The sequence below is a fragment of the Ruegeria sp. J8 genome, assembly GCF_056531925.1.
On the sequence record NZ_JBQFMR010000002.1, the window covers coordinates 567,701 to 585,905 of the forward strand.

14 protein-coding genes and 1 tRNA gene are annotated in these 18,205 nt (G+C 58.1%); 5 read left to right on the forward strand and 10 right to left on the reverse strand.

The genetic code is table 11. The features are described from left to right. The first annotated feature begins 152 nt into the window (after nt 1–152). The gene (locus tag ACR0L1_RS06390) at nt 153–1,592 is read left to right on the forward strand and encodes an amidase family protein (RefSeq protein WP_480502697.1); all 1,440 of its coding nucleotides are present in this window, start codon (nt 153–155) and stop codon (nt 1,590–1,592) included. A 259-nt stretch (nt 1,593–1,851) separates the two neighbouring features. Here the strand turns inward: ACR0L1_RS06390 and ACR0L1_RS06395 are convergent, their stop codons facing one another. After that, nucleotides 1,852–2,613: an NAD kinase gene (locus tag ACR0L1_RS06395; protein ID WP_237215598.1), complete on the reverse strand. Its 762-nt coding sequence runs from the start codon at nt 2,611–2,613 to the stop codon at nt 1,852–1,854. A 167-nt stretch (nt 2,614–2,780) separates the two neighbouring features. Here ACR0L1_RS06395 and glyA point away from each other — a divergent pair, with 167 nt between their 5' ends. Beyond that, the gene (gene glyA / locus ACR0L1_RS06400; protein ID WP_170770123.1) at nt 2,781–4,076 is read left to right on the forward strand and encodes a serine hydroxymethyltransferase; all 1,296 of its coding nucleotides are present in this window, start codon (nt 2,781–2,783) and stop codon (nt 4,074–4,076) included. Nucleotides 4,077–4,125: 49 nt separating this feature from the next. Here the strand turns inward: glyA and ACR0L1_RS06405 are convergent, their stop codons facing one another. After that, a complete protein-coding gene (locus ACR0L1_RS06405) occupies nt 4,126–4,500 on the reverse strand; it encodes a hypothetical protein (protein ID WP_170770121.1) in 375 nt (124 codons plus the stop codon). 49 nt (nt 4,501–4,549) lie between these two features. On the opposite strand from ACR0L1_RS06405, the gene ACR0L1_RS06410 reads away from it, so the two are divergent. Beyond that, on the forward strand, nt 4,550–5,350 hold the full coding sequence (locus ACR0L1_RS06410) for an alpha/beta fold hydrolase (protein ID WP_480857733.1): 801 nt from the start codon (nt 4,550–4,552) through the stop codon (nt 5,348–5,350). Here ACR0L1_RS06410 and ACR0L1_RS06415 read toward each other — a convergent pair whose 3' ends face one another. From ACR0L1_RS06415 to ACR0L1_RS06440, 6 genes are all read right to left on the reverse strand, one after another. Then, entirely contained in the window at nt 5,351–5,539 is a 189-nt protein-coding gene (locus tag ACR0L1_RS06415; RefSeq protein WP_480857735.1) for a hypothetical protein, read from the reverse strand. A gap of 88 nt (nt 5,540–5,627) precedes the next feature. Continuing rightward, nucleotides 5,628–6,005, reverse strand: a complete 378-nt coding sequence (locus ACR0L1_RS06420; RefSeq protein ID WP_480502702.1) for a rhodanese-like domain-containing protein — start codon at nt 6,003–6,005, stop codon at nt 5,628–5,630. An 80-nt stretch (nt 6,006–6,085) separates the two neighbouring features. Beyond that, entirely contained in the window at nt 6,086–7,438 is a 1,353-nt protein-coding gene (locus tag ACR0L1_RS06425) for an HlyD family type I secretion periplasmic adaptor subunit (RefSeq protein ID WP_170782772.1), read from the reverse strand. Further along, nucleotides 7,435–9,669, reverse strand: coding sequence for a type I secretion system permease/ATPase (locus ACR0L1_RS06430; protein WP_480857737.1), 2,235 nt, complete (start codon nt 9,667–9,669; stop codon nt 7,435–7,437). The genes ACR0L1_RS06425 and ACR0L1_RS06430 overlap by 4 nt, the downstream gene beginning before the upstream one ends. A gap of 37 nt (nt 9,670–9,706) precedes the next feature. Beyond that, entirely contained in the window at nt 9,707–11,644 is a 1,938-nt protein-coding gene (locus ACR0L1_RS06435; RefSeq protein WP_480857739.1) for a type I secretion protein, read from the reverse strand. Between the two features lie 135 nt (nt 11,645–11,779). After that, entirely contained in the window at nt 11,780–14,179 is a 2,400-nt protein-coding gene (locus ACR0L1_RS06440; RefSeq protein ID WP_170770099.1) for a CDK5RAP3 family protein, read from the reverse strand. A 595-nt stretch (nt 14,180–14,774) separates the two neighbouring features. Between ACR0L1_RS06440 and ACR0L1_RS06445 the strand changes: the two genes are divergently transcribed. Together ACR0L1_RS06445 and ACR0L1_RS06450 are read left to right on the forward strand one after the other, a co-directional pair. Next, nucleotides 14,775–15,524 (forward strand): helix-turn-helix transcriptional regulator, encoded by a 750-nt coding sequence (locus ACR0L1_RS06445; RefSeq protein ID WP_237217234.1) that lies wholly within the window; start codon nt 14,775–14,777, stop codon nt 15,522–15,524. Beyond that, nucleotides 15,505–16,014 carry a hypothetical protein gene (locus ACR0L1_RS06450; RefSeq protein WP_480857741.1) on the forward strand — a complete coding sequence of 170 codons (510 nt, stop codon included), beginning with the start codon at nt 15,505–15,507 and terminating at the stop codon, nt 16,012–16,014. Before ACR0L1_RS06445 ends, ACR0L1_RS06450 begins: the two co-directional genes overlap by 20 nt. Before the next feature lie 416 nt (nt 16,015–16,430). Here ACR0L1_RS06450 and ACR0L1_RS06455 read toward each other — a convergent pair. Together ACR0L1_RS06455 and ACR0L1_RS06460 are read right to left on the reverse strand one after the other, a co-directional pair. Further along, a tRNA-Leu gene (locus tag ACR0L1_RS06455) sits at nt 16,431–16,516 on the reverse strand. Nucleotides 16,517–17,273: 757 nt separating this feature from the next. Continuing rightward, nucleotides 17,274–18,161: a LysR family transcriptional regulator gene (locus ACR0L1_RS06460; RefSeq protein WP_170770093.1), complete on the reverse strand. Its 888-nt coding sequence runs from the start codon at nt 18,159–18,161 to the stop codon at nt 17,274–17,276. Nucleotides 18,162–18,205 lie beyond the last annotated feature (44 nt).

Consider the following 18,205-nt stretch of genomic DNA (forward strand, 5'->3'; position numbering starts at 1 on the left):
TCGGCGCGCCCGATTTGCGCTGACGCGCGAATGCGAGGCTCTGCCTCGCGCTCCGGGATATTTCTGGCCAGATGAAAGAGGATCCCCGAAATGGGACTGAACCTCTTGCCATCGGCCGTCTTCCGCCTCAGGTTGAACCCCGGAGGACGAGCATGAGCGACAATGACATCTGGCGACTAAGCGCCACGGACTTGGCGAAGCAGACCCGCAGCAAGCAGATCAGCGCGGTGGAGGCCGTTCAGTCTTCGATTGACCGGCTGCATCAAGTCAATCCAGCCCTGAATGCCGTGGTCGAAGACCTGAGCACTGAGGCATTGACGCACGCGCATACGCTGGATCAGGCCGTGGCTGCGGGCACGGAGCCCGGTCCGCTGCACGGTGTGCCCGTGACGATCAAAATCAATGTCGACCAAAAAGGACACGCGACCACGAATGGGGTCGTGGCTTTGAAAGACGTGATCGCGCCGGACGATGCGCCCATAGTGCGAAACCTGCAAAATGCTGGCGCCGTCGTCCTAGGGCGCACGAATACGCCCGAGTTTTCCTTTCGCGCCGATACCGACAACGAGCTGCACGGCCGCACACATAACCCCTGGGGGCGGCATATCTCGCCTGGTGGGTCCTCGGGCGGGGCCGGCTCGGCGGTGATGGCTGGGATCGGGGCCTTGGCGCATGGCAATGATATTGGCGGTAGTCTGCGGTTTCCGGCGGCGGCAAACGGGGCCGTGACCGTAAAGCCGGGATTGGGCCGCGTGCCTGCGTGGAACCCGAGCCAAAAGGTGGAACGCGGCCTGTTGGCGCAATCCATGTCGGTGCAGGGGTTGATCACCCGTTCAGCCACCGATCTGCACCTGTCGATGCCCAGCCTGATCGCCGCCGACCCGCGCGATCCGTTCCATGTGCCGATGCCATGGCGTGGGGCCGCCTATGACGGACCTATCAAGGTTGCTTTTACAAAGAACACGTTCGGCTATGATCTGCATCCAGAAGTCGCAAAGGCCTTAGATACTGCCCGTGACGCGCTGATTGACGCAGGATATGCGGTAACAGAGGTCGATCCGCCTGATGTCTTTGATTGTGGGCGCAACGGATACCGCGCTTTGATGGGCGAAGTACTGACCCTGTTGAAAACTGATATCAAGGCAGCGGGGTCGCAGACCATCCGCGATATATTCGACGTGTATTTTCAGGAGTTCCCGCCGATCACCGGTACAGAGCTGATTGAGATGCTGGCCAAGCGCACACACTATGCCCGCGAATGGTCTCTGTTCATGCAGGACTACCCATTGGTTCTGTCGCCTTTCCTGCCGCAACCATTCTTTAGACCCGACCGCGATACAGAAGGCCCTGAAGGCGTGCATGAGGTGCTGGGCTGCGCGGTTTATTCCTATGCGATGAATTTCCTCGGGTTGCCCGCAGCCTGCGTTCCGGCGCGTTTGGCAGAACTGCCAAAAGGAGCGCAGCCAATCAATGTTCAGATCGCAGCCCCGCGCTGGCGTGAGGACATGGCGGTTGATGCGGCCGCGGCCATTGAGGCGCGCGTTGGGCAGATGTGTCTGCCACTGTGGGATAAGATGGGTTCCGCAGAATAACCCCCGACAAAAGAAATTGACCCCGGGGTTTTGTGCCCGGGGTCCACTTTCTAAAATATGCCCGGAGATCCGATAACAAGCGTAGCACCACCTACCCTTGTCAGCGCCTAAACTGCGCGGTCATTTCGAAAACACCGTCGGCGGCCACTCACTCCCGCCTTGGATGTGTCTCCGGGCAAGTTCACATTAACCCCAGGTTAATCAAACTCCTGTGAACTGGTTCACATAAGCGCGAAAAAACCGTAGTCGACTGTGGAAACTACGTGAATTGCTCAGAAATCAGCCGCTCTTCCAGCCCGTGGCCGGGATCGAACAGGATGCGATGCTGAATTGAAGGCTCAGACCGAATCTCAACCCAGTCGATATCCGGGAATGAGATCGAGTCGGCATCTGCCATCACCGGGCGTTTGTCAGCGTCCAGAACATCGAACCGCACTTTTGCGATCTTGGGCAGCAAGGCCCCGCGCCAACGTCGGGGGCGAAAGGCGGCAATAGCGGTCAATGCCAGCACATCCGATCCTATCGGCAGGATTGGTCCATGTGCCGAGTAGTTATAAGCCGTCGACCCCGCTGGCGTAGACAAAAGCGCCCCGTCGCACACCAGTTCATCCATGCGAACACGCCCATCCACGCTAATCCTCAGCCGGGCGGCCTGCGGACCGGCCCGCAGCAGCGACACCTCGTTGATCGCCAAAGCCTCATGCATCTTGCCGGATTGATCCATGGCGCGCATGGCCAGCGGATTGATGACTTCTTCTTCTGCATCGGCGAGGCGTTCCATCAGATCTGCCTCGTGAAACTCGTTCATCAGAAAGCCGATCGTGCCCCGATTCATCCCGTAAACAGGCGTATCCAGATGCTGCATGTTGTGCAGCGTGTGCAGCATGAAACCGTCACCGCCCAAAGCGACAACCACATCCGCGTCGCGCGGGGCCGCATTGCCATAGCGCCGCACCAGCGCATCACGGGCGGTCTGGGCCACCTTGGCGTCGCTGGCGAGAAAAGCGATTCTCTGAATCATCGGTTGCAGTTTCCGGTGCTGAACATTTGGTTCCGAAACAACCATACCTTTCCCCGATAGGCCAGTCTTGACGCCGCAGCGGGCCAAATCGTCGCTTTACAGCTTTTGCATATCTGCCGTTTCCGATAGGAAATCCGCAAGATAATTCCAGCCATGCGGAGCCCCCAATGAACGCCAACCTTCGTGACACAGGTTTTTTCACCCAGTCTCTCGCGGATCGTGACCCCGAGCTTTTCGGCTCGATCACATCCGAGCTGGGCCGTCAGCGCGACGAGATCGAGCTGATCGCATCCGAGAACATCGTCTCTGCCGCCGTGATGGAAGCTCAGGGTTCGGTGATGACCAACAAATACGCCGAAGGCTACCCCGGTCGCCGCTACTATGGCGGGTGCCAGTTCGTCGACATAGCCGAGAACCTGGCCATCGACCGCGCCAAGCAGCTCTTCAATTGTGAATTCGCCAACGTGCAGCCCAACTCGGGCTCGCAGGCCAACCAAGGCGTGTTCCAAGCACTGATCCAACCCGGCGACACCATTCTGGGCATGAGCCTGGATGCAGGTGGCCACCTGACCCACGGCGCGGCCCCCAACCAGTCGGGCAAGTGGTTCAAGGCTGTTCAATACGGCGTACGCCAGCAGGACAACATGCTGGACTACGATCAGGTCGAAGCGCTGGCGAAAGAGCATCAGCCCAAGCTGATCATCGCCGGTGGTTCCGCCATTCCGCGCCAGATCGACTTTGCCCGCATGCGGGAGATTGCCGATATGGTCGGCGCCTATCTGCACGTCGACATGGCACACTTTGCCGGTCTGGTTGCCGCAGGCGAGCACCCAAGCCCCTTCCCGCACGCACATGTCGCGACCACCACTACCCACAAGACCCTACGCGGCCCGCGCGGCGGCATGATCCTGACCAACGACGAGGCGATCGCCAAGAAAGTGAACTCGGCCATCTTCCCCGGCATTCAGGGCGGTCCGCTGATGCATGTCATCGCTGGTAAAGCCGTTGCCTTTGGTGAGGCGCTGCGCCCCGAGTTCAAGACCTACATCCAGCAGGTCATCAACAACGCACAGGCGCTGTCTGATCAGTTGATCAAAGGCGGTCTGGACACAGTTACGCACGGCACCGACACCCATGTGGTTCTGGTTGACCTGCGCCCTAAAGGCGTCAAGGGCAACGCGACCGAAAAGGCCCTGGGTCGTGCGCACATCACCTGCAACAAGAACGGTGTGCCGTTTGATCCGGAAAAACCGACCATCACTAGCGGTATCCGTCTGGGCAGCCCCGCCGGGACCACCCGCGGCTTTGGCGAGGTCGAGTTCCGCCAGATCGCGGACTGGATCATCGAAGTGGTCGACGGTCTGGCCGCCAATGGCGAAGACGGAAATGCCGAGGTCGAAGCCAAGGTCAAAGCCGAAGTGGCCGAGCTGTGCGCCCGCTTCCCGATCTACCCGAACCTGTAATTTTTCAGGATATCAACAGGCTGAACGGCGCCCCAAGCGGCGCCGTTTTTCATATGAAGCCCTGCCAGCGCAAAAACACCAGCAGCAGAACCAACAACGCCAGCAGGTTGAAAGCCAACCCACCCAACATCCCCAGAAACCAGCCCAACCTGCGGTCGGCCAAATTGATGCCGGTCAGATGATCCTGCACCTCTTCTGACGCGCGAGCCAGTTTGGGCGTATCCAGCACCAGCCTCAGCTTGGGATGGGCCGCCATCTGTTCGGCATTCGCCAAAAGCAGCGCCTGCTTATAGATGCGTCGGGGCAATTGACGTTTGGCCTTTCTGACCGAGGCCGTCAGCGTCTTATCCCGCACACCCAGCTTGTCGCGCAACAGCTGCACGGTCTGCGCGATTTGAGTTTGAATATCGGGGTTTTGCGCCATATTGGGGCCTCCTGACGCGGCACCATATCCGGGTGGCGCCAGCACGACAATGGGGCTGGTTGTTTGGACCGGTGACGGGTATCACTCGGTCATGCTGAATACGATTGTCCATGGTGAGCCAACTTCAAACCCCCCGTTGCTGATTGCCCATGGGCTCTATGGCTCTGGCCGCAACTGGGGCGTAATTGCGCGCAGATTATCGGATGAGCGGCAAGTCGTTGCCGTCGATATGCGCAACCATTCCAACAGCGCGTGGACCCTACAGCATGATTACCCAAGCATGGCGGATGATCTGGCCGAGGTGATTGACCATTTCGGCGGACAGGCCGATGTGGTGGGGCATTCGATGGGCGGCAAGGCGGCCATGGCACTGGCCTTGCTGCATGGTGAGAAACTGCGCAAGCTAGTGGTCGCCGACATCGCACCCGTGACCTATACCCACAGCCAGATCAAGTTCATCGAGGCGATGCGCGCAGTTGATCTAACGCAGGTCACGCGCCGCTCGGACGCCGAACAGCAGCTGGCCGATCAGGGGGTTGAGAAAGCCCTGCAAAGCTTTTTCACCCAGTCGCTGGACATCAAGGGCCAACGCTGGCTGCTGAACCTGGACGTTTTGGCCGCCGAGATGCCCAAGATCATGAGCTTTCCTGACATCACCGGCACATGCACCAAACCGACCCTGTTTCTGTCGGGGGGCGCGTCGGATTATGTCCTGCCCGAACACCGCCCCGCGATCCGGGCCCTGTTCCCGACCGCGCGCTTTGCCAAGATCCCCGGCGCAGGCCATTGGCTACACGCTGAAAAACCGCGCGAGTTCGAGGCATCGGTCCGGGCGTTCCTGAACGCCTGATCAGGCTGCGTCGTTATACAGGTTTCGGGCTACCCGCCACGAGACCGGTGCCGCCAACGCAAATCCCAATGCCGCTGCCAATACGATGGTGGCCACGGAATTCGTGCCCGCAACCAGAACCGCGATCACAGCCGTTCCGGCCAGTGCAGTGGAAATCATGGCATAAAGAGTTGTCGCAAGACGTAACATGGTCAGTTGCCCTTTGTTATGTAACTGACCACAACTGTAACGCGGTACACTCCCGCAGACCCTGACATGTGTCAGGTCAAAAATTTTTCTATTCTTCTGACACTTCACCGCCTGCGTTCACCCAATCGGAAAAGCCACCCAAATTGTAGACCTGAGCATAGCCCATATCCTTGAGTAATTTGCCCGCTAGGGCAGCACGTCCCCCGGCAGCGCAATACAAAACAATGGGGCGATCCTTACGCAACTCAGGGTCATGGGACTTCAGCGCCTCATCTGCGCTGAATTCAAGCGACCCGCGAGAGATATGATGCGCACCACTGGCACGGCCCGTCTTCTGCAACTCGGCCCCGTCGCGGACATCCAGCAGTAAACCGCCCTGCCCCAGAATCTCGGCGGCGCGGGCCATGTCGATCCGCTCCACGCTGGCATTGGCGGCTTCCATCATCTCTTTCACGGTCAAGGGCATCTGTATCTCTCCTGTTGGTGCTGCCGACAGGGTAACATGCGAAAATTGGAAGGTGTAGTGGGATCGCCCTACACGGGCGATCAATGTTCGCGGAAGGCACGCGACATGCTGTCTGTCACCGGCTTGGCGATATAGGCCGCGAAAGTGCGTTCCTCGGTCTGAATCATGATCTCGGCTGGCATCCCTGGCGTTGGGATAAAGCCGCGCACGCGGTCAATCTCCTCCGGCGGCAGCGAGATTCGGGCCAAATAGACCTCTTGCGGGGCACCCGCAGAGTCCTCGAGCAAGGCATCGGCCGAGACGTAAAAGACCTCGCCGCTCAGCACCGGAGTCGTGCGCTGGTTCAAGGCGACCAATCGCACGGTGGCGTCCTGTCCCGTCACGACGCTGTCGATCTCGGTACGCGGGATTTGAGCCTCGATGATCAGGGGGGCGTCGGCGGGCAGGATTTCGGCGATGGGTTCACCTGTTTCGATCACCCCGCCCGGCGTGTGATAATGCAGCCGCACGACTGTGCCCGTAACCGGTGCGCGCACAACGGCGCGGTCCAGAACACTGCGGGCCTGACGGGCTTTTTCGCGGACACTTTCCAGATCGGCCTCGATCACGCCCAGCTCGTCCAATGCCGCCTCGCGGTAGGCCGACCGCGTTCGGGTGATCTGTTCTTCGTATTTCAGCATCATCTGGTTGACCTCGGCGGTCTCAGCCGCCAACCGCGCCTGCTGACCATCGGCCTCGGCCTGCACGCGGCGGATCGTGTTTAGCTCGCCTTTGCGGACCAAACCCTTTTCAAACAGCGCCTCTTTGGTCTCATACTCTTCCTGCAAAATGGCCGAGCGCACCCGCATACTGTCCAACTGCGCCTCAAACCCGCTGGAGCGGATGCGCAGCGCTTCCATATTGCGCTGAAGCAGAGCTATATCGTTCAGTAGGGTCTTGCGCGAGACGTCAAAGCTGATCTTCTGGCCGTCTAGGATCGTCATCACCTCGACGTCATCGGTGGCCTTGATCAGATCGGGCGAAAATTCCAGCCGCTCGCGTTCTTCATACTCGGCCAACAGGCGCTGGCTCATCGCCTGAAGGCGGATTTTACGGATGAACAGCTCACGCTCATTGGCCTCGGCAGAGGTCTGGTCCAATGTCATCAGGACCTCCCCGGCCTGCACCGATTGACCTTCGATGACCTTGATATCTTCGATGATGCCGCCTTCCAGATGCTGCACGATCTTGTTGCGTCCAGTGGCGACAAAGCTGCCCTGCGCAATCACGGCGGCAGCCAAGGGCGCGCGAAAGGACCACACGCCGAACCCGCCGAAACAGACAACCAGCAGCACCATTCCGACGACAACGAATTTGCTGATCGAGCGTGGAACCTCGGCATACCACACCTCGGGGTCTTTGGGATCATTGTTGACGGGCACCAGATCATTCATGTCGCATTCCCCTTCTGGCCTTCGATACCGGGCTGTTTACGCGGCCCGTTCAGCTGTTGCAGCACCTGTTCGCGCTGACCGAACAGGGCGACCCGCCCGTCGGTCAGCAGCATGATCTTGTCGACCGCATTCAGCAAAGTCGGCTTTTGCGTGATCACCACCACCGTGATCTTGTTCGCCTTGGCCTGCGCAATCGCCCGTGCCAAAGCCTGATCCCCGGCCACGTCCAGGTTCGAGTTCGGCTCGTCCAGAACCACCATACGTGGGTTACCAAAGAACGCGCGCGCCAGCGCGATGCGCTGCTTTTGACCGCCGGACAGCGGAGAGCCATCGGCGGCGACAACAGTCTCATACCCTTGAGGCAGCGTGGCGATCATGTTGTGCACATCGGCCAGCACGGCGGCGTCGTGGATTTGCTCATCCGTCGCGTCCTCACGCATGCGGCCGATATTGTCCTTGATGCTGCCGGGAAACAGCTGCACGTCCTGCGGCAAATAACCTATACTCTCACCGAATTGGCGCGGGTCCCAGTTGCGGATATCCATCAGGTCCAGTCGCACGCTGCCCGACGTTGGCAGGATCGAGCCCACCAGTGTCTTGCCCAGCGTCGTCTTGCCCGCCCCGGAATTGCCGATAATGGCCAGTGTCTCACCGGGATTGAGCGAAAACCCGATCCCGTTCAGCACCACGCGTTTGGTCCCGCCGGGCACGTAAAGAAGCCGTTCGACATCCAACCGGCCTTCGGGGCGCGGCAGGCGCAGCTTTTCGTATTGCAACTCGGACTTGGTCAAAAGGGTCTTGATCCGACCAAAGGCAGCGCGGGTCAGCAGGAAGGTGTTCCACCCTTCGATGGATCCTTCAATCGGGGCAAAGGCGCGCCCGGCGATGATCGAGGCTGCAATGACCATGCCGCCGGTGATCTCACCTTGCAGGGCAAGATACGCGCCCCAGCCCAGAATTGCGATTTGTGTAAGTAAGCGCACCGCGCGCGAAATCGCAGCAAAGATGACGTTCCGATCCTGCGCCCGCACCTGCCATGTCAGCGACTGCGCGGTGTCGCGGCCCCAAATGCGCACCGCCTCGGGGATCATCGCCAAAGCGTTGATGATCTGACTGTTGCGCGCCATCGAATCCAGATGCTGGTTGGCCATGGACTGAGCCCGGTTCGCCTCGGCAAAGGGCTTGGCGGTCATGCGCTGGTTGATCAGAGCGATGATCATCAGTAGCAGCGCAGTCACGATCACGATTGTGCCAAGTTGCGGGTGCACAAGGAAAATCATCAGGATGAACAAGGGCGCGAACGGCACGTCCAGAAATGAGATCAACGTGCCCGACACCAGAAATCCGCGGACCTGCTGCAAATCGCCCAGCGTCTGATATTCCCGTCCGGTCCCATGCAGCGAGGCATGGGCCGCCGCGCTGAGGATGGGCGCACCCAACCGGGCGTTTACCTCGACCGCTGTGCGCATCAGCATGAATCGGCGCACCGCATCAAAGGCTGATTGAAAGATCACCGCCCCGGCCACAATCGCGGTCAGCATGATCAACGTGTCCAGAGACCGGCTGGTCAATACGCGGTCGCTGATCTGAAACAGGTAGATCGGGATGGCCAGGATCAGGATGTTGGTTGCGCAAGTCAGCACCAGCACAAAAGCCAGATTGCGCAAGATTGCCCACATCGAAATTCGCAGCGTCTGCTGAAAGTCCTCGGGCGGAGTGCGTTTGTGAAAGGTCTGGGGTGGCCCTTTGCCATCCCCACCGCCCTCTTTCCGGAGCGGCAGAGGTTGGTTCGCCTTGGCCTCGATCGTGGTTCCCAATTGTCCACCGCCTTTTGAGCGATCCGGGGGGGGCGTCCGGTCGGTCTTCTCCCTGGCGGTTTCCGGATCGGGGCCTTTGGCATCGGCCACCCCAGCTTCGCGGCCCTTCTGGAGTTTGTCGTTGACGGGCTGCGGAACGTCACGCCGAAGGGATTTCTCGGCGTGACGGAGGAATGTCGTTTCTTGAGCACTTTGCGTGCCCTTTGGTGAAGGTTGCAGTTCAGAGACTTTTGGGGCCTTGGGTGGAAACGTCACCGGATTATGCACACGCAGATCCTGGCTTAACCGCAAGCTCGCCATTTTGGCGGGTTTGGTCACGGGGTCATCTGCAGGGGCCTTGGTCGGGCCACCACCACCGCGTCCGTCCAGTGGGCTGGCGAACAGGGATCGGCGCGACGAGAACAAAATCGACATACTCAAACTTTCGAAACACTCGTATCCAACAGGGAAATCAGGCCAGCATGGTTTGCAGACCATCATCGAAGCTTTCGGCCATCTCGGACGGGGTCATCTTGTTGTGGCCCGGCGCGTTTTCCGAGTTTCCGGGTCCATCCACCGTGTCAATAAGGACAGCGATGGCATCATTTCCGATCTCAACATCCAGATCATCGTCCGGCGTGTCGATCAGACTGGCCTGATGCAGCACGAGGTCGGAATATTCGCCCTCACCGGTCATGACCACGGAATCGACGCCGGCTTTTACCACACCCGCGGTATTCAGAACCGCATTTCCAGCCCCCAACGCAGAAGCCACTGCACCCGCTTCCCCGTTAAGGTTGATGTCGTCCTGGTCTTGCAGGATCGTGATCTGTTCAATCGCGTTAACCTGCACCAGATCGCCGTCGATTTTGAGGACCCGAATCTGTTCCATCCCCGCGAAGTCCGGGTTGTTCAGCAAGGCGTCTTCCAGCGCTTCGGTGTCCATTTCCTCAAGCGGCAGAACACCCGCCAAGCTGGCGTCCAACTCCTCATGCGTGTCCTCACCCATCGTGGTCAGCGCCACCTGATTGACAACAAGATTGTCATCATCCTCATCCGGAATGCCACCGTTGATCTCGTCATCATCGAGGAACACGATTGTCTGGTGAACGATATCCACCGAAATCATGTCCCCGCCGATCAGGATCACGTCGTAATAGCTGCCAAGTTGCAGAATCTCGGTTACGTTGATCAGAACATTGTCACCCATCACGTAAAGGCTGGACGATGCGGTGATCTCGGTTTCGATGTGGTCGATATCGGTGGCGTCGATTTCTTGCTGGATGAAATTCGTGACCACCAGATCGCCCGCAATCCAGGTCACAGCGACCAGAGGATCCTGCCCCTCGGCCGCGACGTTGTCATCCAGCCAATGGGCCTCGTTGCCTTCAACGGTGATGGTCGAGGTTTGAACCACCATCGTGTCGCTTTGCGCACCGGCATCGCCGGTGTCAATGTCCGACACTACCGCAACCTGACTGACGACGGTCACGTTGACCGATTGCCCGCCCACCGCGATCACTGGCGCGTCGACCCAGGCCACTGTGACGGCAACTTCGTTGACGGCCAGATTGCCACCGGTGGATACGGTATGCCCTTCGCCAAATTCCGAGTCTTCGGACTGGTCCCACTCGGCGGGAAGAAGTTCTTCGGGCAGATCCTCTGTCTGGTCCTCATCGGGTTGATGATGCTGCGGCAGAAGCTCGCTCCAGTCAGGGGCCTCATCGACATGTTCGCCGTTCACGATGGCACCCATCGCGTCTTCGCCCTGGAACTGATGCACCGTCGCGCCTTCGACCTCGATGGTCTGCTGTACCTCTTCGACGAGGGCTTGAATGTGTTCAACCGACTGATAATCGGCGATATTCAGAGACGGGACCGATACCGCGTGCAGCGACTCCGCAACCGCCGCCAAGGCGTCGCCCTGCGCAATCAAGGTTTCGACATCGCGGAACTCGGCCTGTCCAAGGGTGTCATTGTCGCTTAGACGCAGAGTTTGAACGGTATAGGTCACGGCCGACCCGATCAGCTCAGGGATCAATTGCGGTTGCAGAACTACGGTCTGAAATGAGATCGCCGGAAGCTGCACGTCGGAAATGAAATCATCGGCATTCGGCACCAGACCGAAACCCGGAACCGGGGCCGCCACGGACATCGCCTGCGCGGGTGCAGGGGCTATATCAGCCTGTGGCGCATCCGTTCTGAATGGCAGGGCATCATATTTCCCCGGATCCAGCTTCAACCCCGCCTTGACCTTGATGACGGTCGCATCTTCAAGCTCTTCCAGTTCCGCCTTGCGCCTGAATGCGACAAATTCGTCATACTGATCCCGCCATCGGGCCTGTTCGCTGGTAAGTTCAAATGTTCCAATAAAATGAGCAATCGTTTCACTGATACTGTCGAGCGACATAACACTGTTCCTTTCCCCATCCCGGCCAGAATTTTCCGTTTTGGGTTAAGTTGGGCTGAGGCCGCACCATGCGGCCTCAGCATGTTTTTGCCGAAGATCGTGGGGGTTTAGCCGATCTCCGGCTGGGACACCGGCTTATACGTCGGTATCGTCGCTGGAGTAGGACGAAGTCATCGATCCACCAACCATGGTCGTATCGACCGAGTTGCCAAGCACGTTGGCACCCATGACGATCGACTGGTTGAAGGCCGTGGTGTCCACAACTGCGGCAGACGAAGCATAGGATTCACCCGATACGATGCCGTCACCGGCATTGTTCGAGCCCCAGACACCCGCGTTGCCACCGGTGCCACCTGCGCCTGAGTTCGCACCCGAAGCATCGCCACCAGTGACTATCCCACCAGCTGTGTGGCCGGTAGTCGCCCAACCGATTGCTTCACCGCTGGTGCCGCCCATACCGGCCCCGGCGCCGCCGCCGCCGCCAAAGCCTGAGGTCGCCGACCCGTCCGTCGAACCGGATGCATCAGAGGTGGCATCATTGTCTGAAGACGCGTCACCTCCGTATCCGGCAATGGATTCGGCAAGACTGTCCGCCGAGCCATCTGTGTCTGCCTGCGCAAACACATCCACCAGACCACCGTCTCCGGCCGTGTTCATCGCATCGGCCGAACCGGTGCCCGAACCATCCGACGTCGCGCCTTGCTGGATCGCGCCGCCACCGCCGCCGAAACCATCGGCGGTCGAGGTGCCGGTTCCGGTGCCGCTGGCCGAGCCGTCGGTGTCGTTTGTGCCACCTGCTCCGCCATCGCCACTGGTGTTCTGCGAGTTGCTGGCCGACCCGTTCACGTCACCCGGAGACTGGGTGATGTTCGGACCGGTTGTCGCCTGATCGCCGACACCCTGCGCGCCGGCGTTTGCTCCGGCTGTACCGCCTGTCGCGCTACCGCCGGTGCCATCGCCACCCGAGCCGAAGCCGCCGGTGCCGTCGCCACCCGAGCCAAAGCCTCCGGTTCCGTCGCCGCCAGATCCAAACGCGCCGGTTCCGTCACCGCCAGTTCCCGGATTGCCGCCATTGGTGTCGCCACCGCCGTTGCCGGCACCGGCCTGACCTGCGTTCAGCCCGGACAGACCGTTTTGCTGGTTCAGAGCTGCAAGCGCTGCATCGACCTGACCGGAAGTGCCACCAGTGCCTTCAGCACCCGTGCCTGCACCACCCGTGCCGTTGCCAGCATCACCGGTACCGCCCATGCCTTCTGCGCCGTTGCCCTGGGCCCCAGAGCCTTCGGCACCTGCGCCTTCACCACCATCGGCATCAGCGTCGCTGCCTGCCAAGCTGCCAGCCAGACCCAGACCGACATTTCCGGCCGCCGCATCGTTGGCGTCGGTGTCGCTGCTGCTGCCATTGCCGGCCTGACCATCCGCATCCGCATCACCGTCGCCACCGGCTGCGCCTTGCGCGGACGAGTCGTTCGCGCCAAGACCCGCGCCAAGCGCCTCTGCGACCGAAGCATTGTTGCCACCGGAAGACTGGCCATCATTGTCGGCATTCGACAGGCCCAGACCCAGACCCAGCCCAAACGAGCTTGCGTCTCCGCCTTCACCGCTGGTGCCGTCTGCGTCGGTGTCGGATGAACCTGTGTTGCTTGCTCCAGAGATGCTACCGGCGTCTCCGCCTTCGCCGCCACTGCTGCTGCCGTTGGACTCGGCACCCGACACACCGACACCCAGGCCGATGTTGGATGCTGAACCGGTCGAGCCGCCGTCACCACCAACGCCTGTACCATCCGCGTTGCCGGTCAGACCACCAAAGGCCAGCGCGTCAGCGCCATGGGTTTGGGCACTTGCCGCGCCGCCATCGGTGCTGCCACCGCTGCCGGAGTTGCCACCATCGGTTGAAGAGCCGATGCCTTCATGGGCCGTCGCGGTGCCACCATGAGCATTGCCGCTCTGGTCAAATTCGCCTTCGTTGCGAACGGCGGCCGAGCCCAGATGGTCATTGTCGGACAAGTTTGCGACCTGGCTGCTGATCGAAGACATGTCATTGCCTTCACCGCTCAGGTCGATGTCCAGATTCAGGTCGTCGCCCGGGTCATAGTCCATATCGCCTGCAACGGTGATGACATCGCCCAGCTCAGCCGAACCTGACGCGTCAATATCGACAGTGTCATTGTCTTTCGGCAAGCCTTCTCCGTCGCCGAAGTCGATCGTGACCGAGTTGCTGTTCGAGTTGTCATTGTCGCCATTGCTTTGCGACTGACCCTGACCTTGATCTTGGCCCTGGCCCTGATCCTGGCCTTGGGCTTGGTCTTGACCCTGACCATTTTCAACAGACGTCGCCTGAGCTTGCGCTTGGTCCTGACCCTGGCCCTGTTCGTTGTCGACATCATTGTCGACATCCGTCTCTTGCGACGTCAGGTCAGCATCAACATAGGCGTCATCCACATGGATATCTGCGTCGATTGGCGCGATGATCGTATCCACGTTCACCTCGTCAATATCGGTAATGCTGTTATGGGGTTGTTGACGTTTTGACATATCAATTTCCACTTATTAAGCGCACTGACCGTCACTCTTTCAAAAACGGTTACGGGCGCGGTTGAAACAAACAGCGCACTCGCGCAAAACCCGCGCGGATGCGTATTTCACAGTGAGATTGTCCTCCACCCTCCTTTCCCCGGCTTAGCCGGTCCTGCATCTGCCAAGACGTTCGCGGAAATGCGCGATTCGCAGACACGTTCGGATCTTTCGCCCCGTTAATTGGAGCCGTTCCATGGTTGCAGGAGGAAACTGGCCTGAATAGCTAGCCGGAAGCACTAGAACGGGTAATCACCTGATTCGGATTGATTATTTCCAAATCACGAACAATGCGCGACTTTTTCGGCTGCTGATTTTTTAGCTAATCGCATATCGAGAAAACTCGTTAAATTGCCTCTACTTAAGCGGGTGAAACGCCCCTGATCCTAAACTTAAGTTCTAGAACTGTTTGCGCGTTAACGACCGTGCAACCAGGAAATTTGCACTTTTCCCTATAGCCTGCACCGAAAGTGCGTTAATGTTCGGTTAATATTATTCGAATTGCCAGTTTGCTATTTCGCCGCTTAGCGGTGCAGGTTTTGACAAGGGGGGAATGATGAGCATTCCGTTTCGGGAAAATGCTGCGCAAAACCAATTTGGTTTTGACGAATTCTCGGTAAATTTTATTGGTAAAGAGCTTTTCTACTCGGACCAGACCCTAACGGGTGTTGAAACAGAGTTTGGTGTCACCACACACCGCTACGATTCAATCTCAGCCCTGCCGACATATGGCGACCCTACCACCGGCCCCGGTAGGATCGTGATCGTCGATCAGATGATTCTGGAAGATCTTCTGGCCCGTCCCAGACATTATCGCGATTGCGTGGGCAGCGGCAGCTTGGCCTACGCGTATCGAAAAGAGGAATCCGCCCGCTTTCTGTTTGAGCAATGGGACCGGACTCGCCATGGAGATATCGGTTTTCTGCCAATGAATGTCGGTCCCGATGTCTGGCGCGCGATCCTTCGATTGTTGCTGCATGAGGAACTATACCTGCCCGGCTTTCTTGCAGACAGCGTCTCCAACTTGCAAAGCCCACCCAAGCAGCACGCAGGCTCTACGCCTGCCGCGCCTGAGCCGCACCCGCTCTATTCCAAACTGACCCGGAGGGAAAAGCAGGTCCTGCAACAGGTATCAAAAGGGCACAGTAACAAGATCATCGCGGCCAATCTTGGTATAACCGAACACACGGTGAAGTTGCACATGCACAATGTCGCCGGAAAGATCGGCGTCAGCAACAGAACCGCCGCTGCACAGTTCTTTTTCGAAGTCGCCCCGGACGAAGCCCATGAACTTGCCAGCGACTGAGGATTTCGAAACCCGCTTTGACCGTCTTGTCCTTTTGGTCGGCAAGCTGAACTATATGTGGACCAATACAGAAAGCCTGCTGATCCACCTGATCGCCGGGCTGAGCGGAACCAACAAGGATGTCGCGGTCATCATTTTTCTGACCCTCAACACCACCCGTGCACGCATTGATCTGGTGGAACGGCTGGCAAAGATGGACGGTCGCCCCCCCGATCTGAGGGATGCGATTCTGGAGCACACCCAGCGCTTGTCGAAACTTTCGGGCATTCGCAACAAGTACAATCACTGCATCTATTCCTTCGACCCTGACAGTGGAAATCCCAAGACGATTCTTATGCGGATTTCAGACCGGAAAACCGACATCAAGCTGGGACGCGAAGACACCGTTGACGCCGCAGCGCTGACCGAGATTGAAGGCGTAGTGAAAAAACTCTCGGACGCCAACCGCGATATCTGGCAGTTGATCACAAGGTTAGGCTTTCCGGTCTAAAGGCGACGTGGTGCGGGTTGTCAGGTTTAACAGAACATAAACAGGCCATTTCCTTCACGTTCACCTGACTTGACCTATAGTGGCGAGTGTCGCTTTAACTGCGACATTATCTTGCTACCCGATCAGGGTCTACCGATGTTCAACTATGTTCTGACAACTTCTACCACTTTGATATGGGTCGCAACCGGGCTGCTTGTCGGCTTCCTTTTTATCTAGCCCCCCAGTTTTATCTAGCCCCCCAGTGCGCGCCTAACTTGAGACTGAGAACAGAAGCCTTGAATGGCTTTGTTGCGTAGAGGTTGTGTAAGCAGTGAACAGGCACGCCGTCACGGGCAACCGACACCGCGTAGCGATTCTACCAAAAGCAACGACTGTGGAACGGGTTGCACGCCAAACAACATCGGCTGTGAAATACCTGGTGCGGGCGGTGGGACTCGAACCCACACGGGCATAAGCCCTTCAGATTTTAAGTCTGATATGTCTACCATTCCATCACGCCCGCACGGCGTATTCCGCTCCCAATTGGGCTGAGGAAATCACTAAGCGGATAACGCTGCAAACACAATCCGTTTCAACGACAACCACTTGAATTCTGATTCACGGAGGGCCGACAACCGGAGCGATCGTTGCCAATCGTCAAAGGCTGGTTAAAATTCGCACGCAAGGATTGCACATAAATTGCCAATCTCTAGGACGGGGACCACCCCTAAGGGATATCATTTTCGATTTTCGGGCAAGTTACGAGTGCAGAACAAAAGTCCTTTCCAGACTGGATCGCTGGCATCGAACATCGCGCCAAGAGGCCACCAGCCTGGCACCCCAACTTCGCACAAATACAATCTGGCAACGCCTCGCCTATCCCGGAGCCTTCGTCGGGGCGTTCTTTCTGGGAGTAATCGCCGTCTTCCTGACACGCTACATTCAATACCACATGGTAGGCGTGCCCGACGCTGGTGACACGAACTTTCCAGGCATCATCGGTATCTGCGTGGCCAGCATGGCGGGTTTCTTTATCTCACTGTTCCTCACAGACAAACTAAAGGAATTCGCTAGTGCCAGCACGGCAGGCGTTATGACGACCACACTCACCTTCCCAAATCTGGTCTGGAAAAACGACATCGGATGAGTATTCGATATGGGCTCGAATCCGTTTTTCTCCACGCTGCATACTAATGACTGACCCAAGCCCAGTTTTGACTCCCAGTTTTCTTAGTTCAATTGGTCGAAAACATCTTGTGGATACCTACTGGAGTGCCAACTCACAGACAAACCCGTTGACTATCTGCTGCTTCCAATAGCGCCGCTGTAACTGCGTCGATCATTTTGGTGTGAGGCGATGCCGTCATACTTACTAAGCCAACAATGCGTTCTGGTCCCTTCTGTTCAAGGGGGATCCTTTTGAGCCGCAGATGGTCGTATGTCGTTAAACGGTTGTCTGGTATGATTGACACGCCAAGTTCAGCGGCCACCATACTTGAGATTGCTTCAAGACTCTCAAGCTCCATCGCGTCTTTGACTTCAATGCCCTTTCTTTGCAGCCAAGTCTCGATTTGCCTTCCTACAACCGCATCACGCGTAAAGCGAATAAACGGTGACGCAACAAGCAATTCTCTCGAAGGTAAATCCGGGGTGTTTTCCGAGACAAGCAGGACCAATTTTTCAGATACAATTTCTGAGAATTCCAATGTGTTTGGCAGAACATCTGGTCGGGAAATGATCGCCGCTTGAATCTGCCCGCGGTCCAACTGTAGCAAAAGCTGATTGGTCAAACCTGGAACAATCCGTACAAGGATGTCCGGATGCACGGACTTTAGCCTCGCCAACGCAGTTGGCACTAATCCAGTCAGGGTCGTTGGAACGGCCCCCAAAGTTATTTCACCAGAGAGTTCGTTGTTCGACTTCACCCTTTCCGCCAAACCGTCATATGCGGCCACCACCGCAGCAGCCTCTCCGACGAACGTTAGCCCGGTATGAGTAAGTTTGGGCGACTTGGATGATCGGTCAAATAATTCGAGCCCCAACGCGACCTCCAGATTCCGCATCTGGTGACTGACCGCCGACGGGGTTAGATGCTCCGCCTCAGACGCGGCACGGAAGCTACCATGTCGATGAACTGCGATTAGAGTTCGCAGTGCCCGAATGCTCATTCCGATAACCTCGCTAGCGCTAAAACCGTGTTCATTATGTGAAA

Bases quoted from the DNA above. Each gene is read 5' to 3' on its own strand.
- ACR0L1_RS06415 (WP_480857735.1), bottom strand. From the start codon at position 5,539: ATGTTACGTCTTGCGACAACTCTTTATGCCATGATTTCCACTGCACTG.
- ACR0L1_RS06435 (WP_480857739.1), bottom strand. From the start codon at position 11,644: ATGTCGCTCGACAGTATCAGTGAAACGATTGCTCATTTTATTGGAACA.
- ACR0L1_RS06420 (WP_480502702.1), bottom strand. From the start codon at position 6,005: ATGCCCTTGACCGTGAAAGAGATGATGGAAGCCGCCAATGCCAGCGTG.
- ACR0L1_RS06405 (WP_170770121.1), bottom strand. From the start codon at position 4,500: ATGGCGCAAAACCCCGATATTCAAACTCAAATCGCGCAGACCGTGCAG.
- ACR0L1_RS06445 (WP_237217234.1), top strand. From the start codon at position 14,775: ATGAGCATTCCGTTTCGGGAAAATGCTGCGCAAAACCAATTTGGTTTT.
- ACR0L1_RS06460 (WP_170770093.1), bottom strand. From the start codon at position 18,161: ATGAGCATTCGGGCACTGCGAACTCTAATCGCAGTTCATCGACATGGT.
- ACR0L1_RS06425 (WP_170782772.1), bottom strand. From the start codon at position 7,438: ATGAATGATCTGGTGCCCGTCAACAATGATCCCAAAGACCCCGAGGTG.
- ACR0L1_RS06390 (WP_480502697.1), top strand. From the start codon at position 153: ATGAGCGACAATGACATCTGGCGACTAAGCGCCACGGACTTGGCGAAG.
- ACR0L1_RS06430 (WP_480857737.1), bottom strand. From the start codon at position 9,669: ATGTCGATTTTGTTCTCGTCGCGCCGATCCCTGTTCGCCAGCCCACTG.
- ACR0L1_RS06440 (WP_170770099.1), bottom strand. From the start codon at position 14,179: ATGTCAAAACGTCAACAACCCCATAACAGCATTACCGATATTGACGAG.
- glyA (WP_170770123.1), top strand. From the start codon at position 2,781: ATGAACGCCAACCTTCGTGACACAGGTTTTTTCACCCAGTCTCTCGCG.
- ACR0L1_RS06410 (WP_480857733.1), top strand. From the start codon at position 4,550: ATGGGGCTGGTTGTTTGGACCGGTGACGGGTATCACTCGGTCATGCTG.
- ACR0L1_RS06395 (WP_237215598.1), bottom strand. From the start codon at position 2,613: ATGATTCAGAGAATCGCTTTTCTCGCCAGCGACGCCAAGGTGGCCCAG.
- ACR0L1_RS06450 (WP_480857741.1), top strand. From the start codon at position 15,505: ATGAACTTGCCAGCGACTGAGGATTTCGAAACCCGCTTTGACCGTCTT.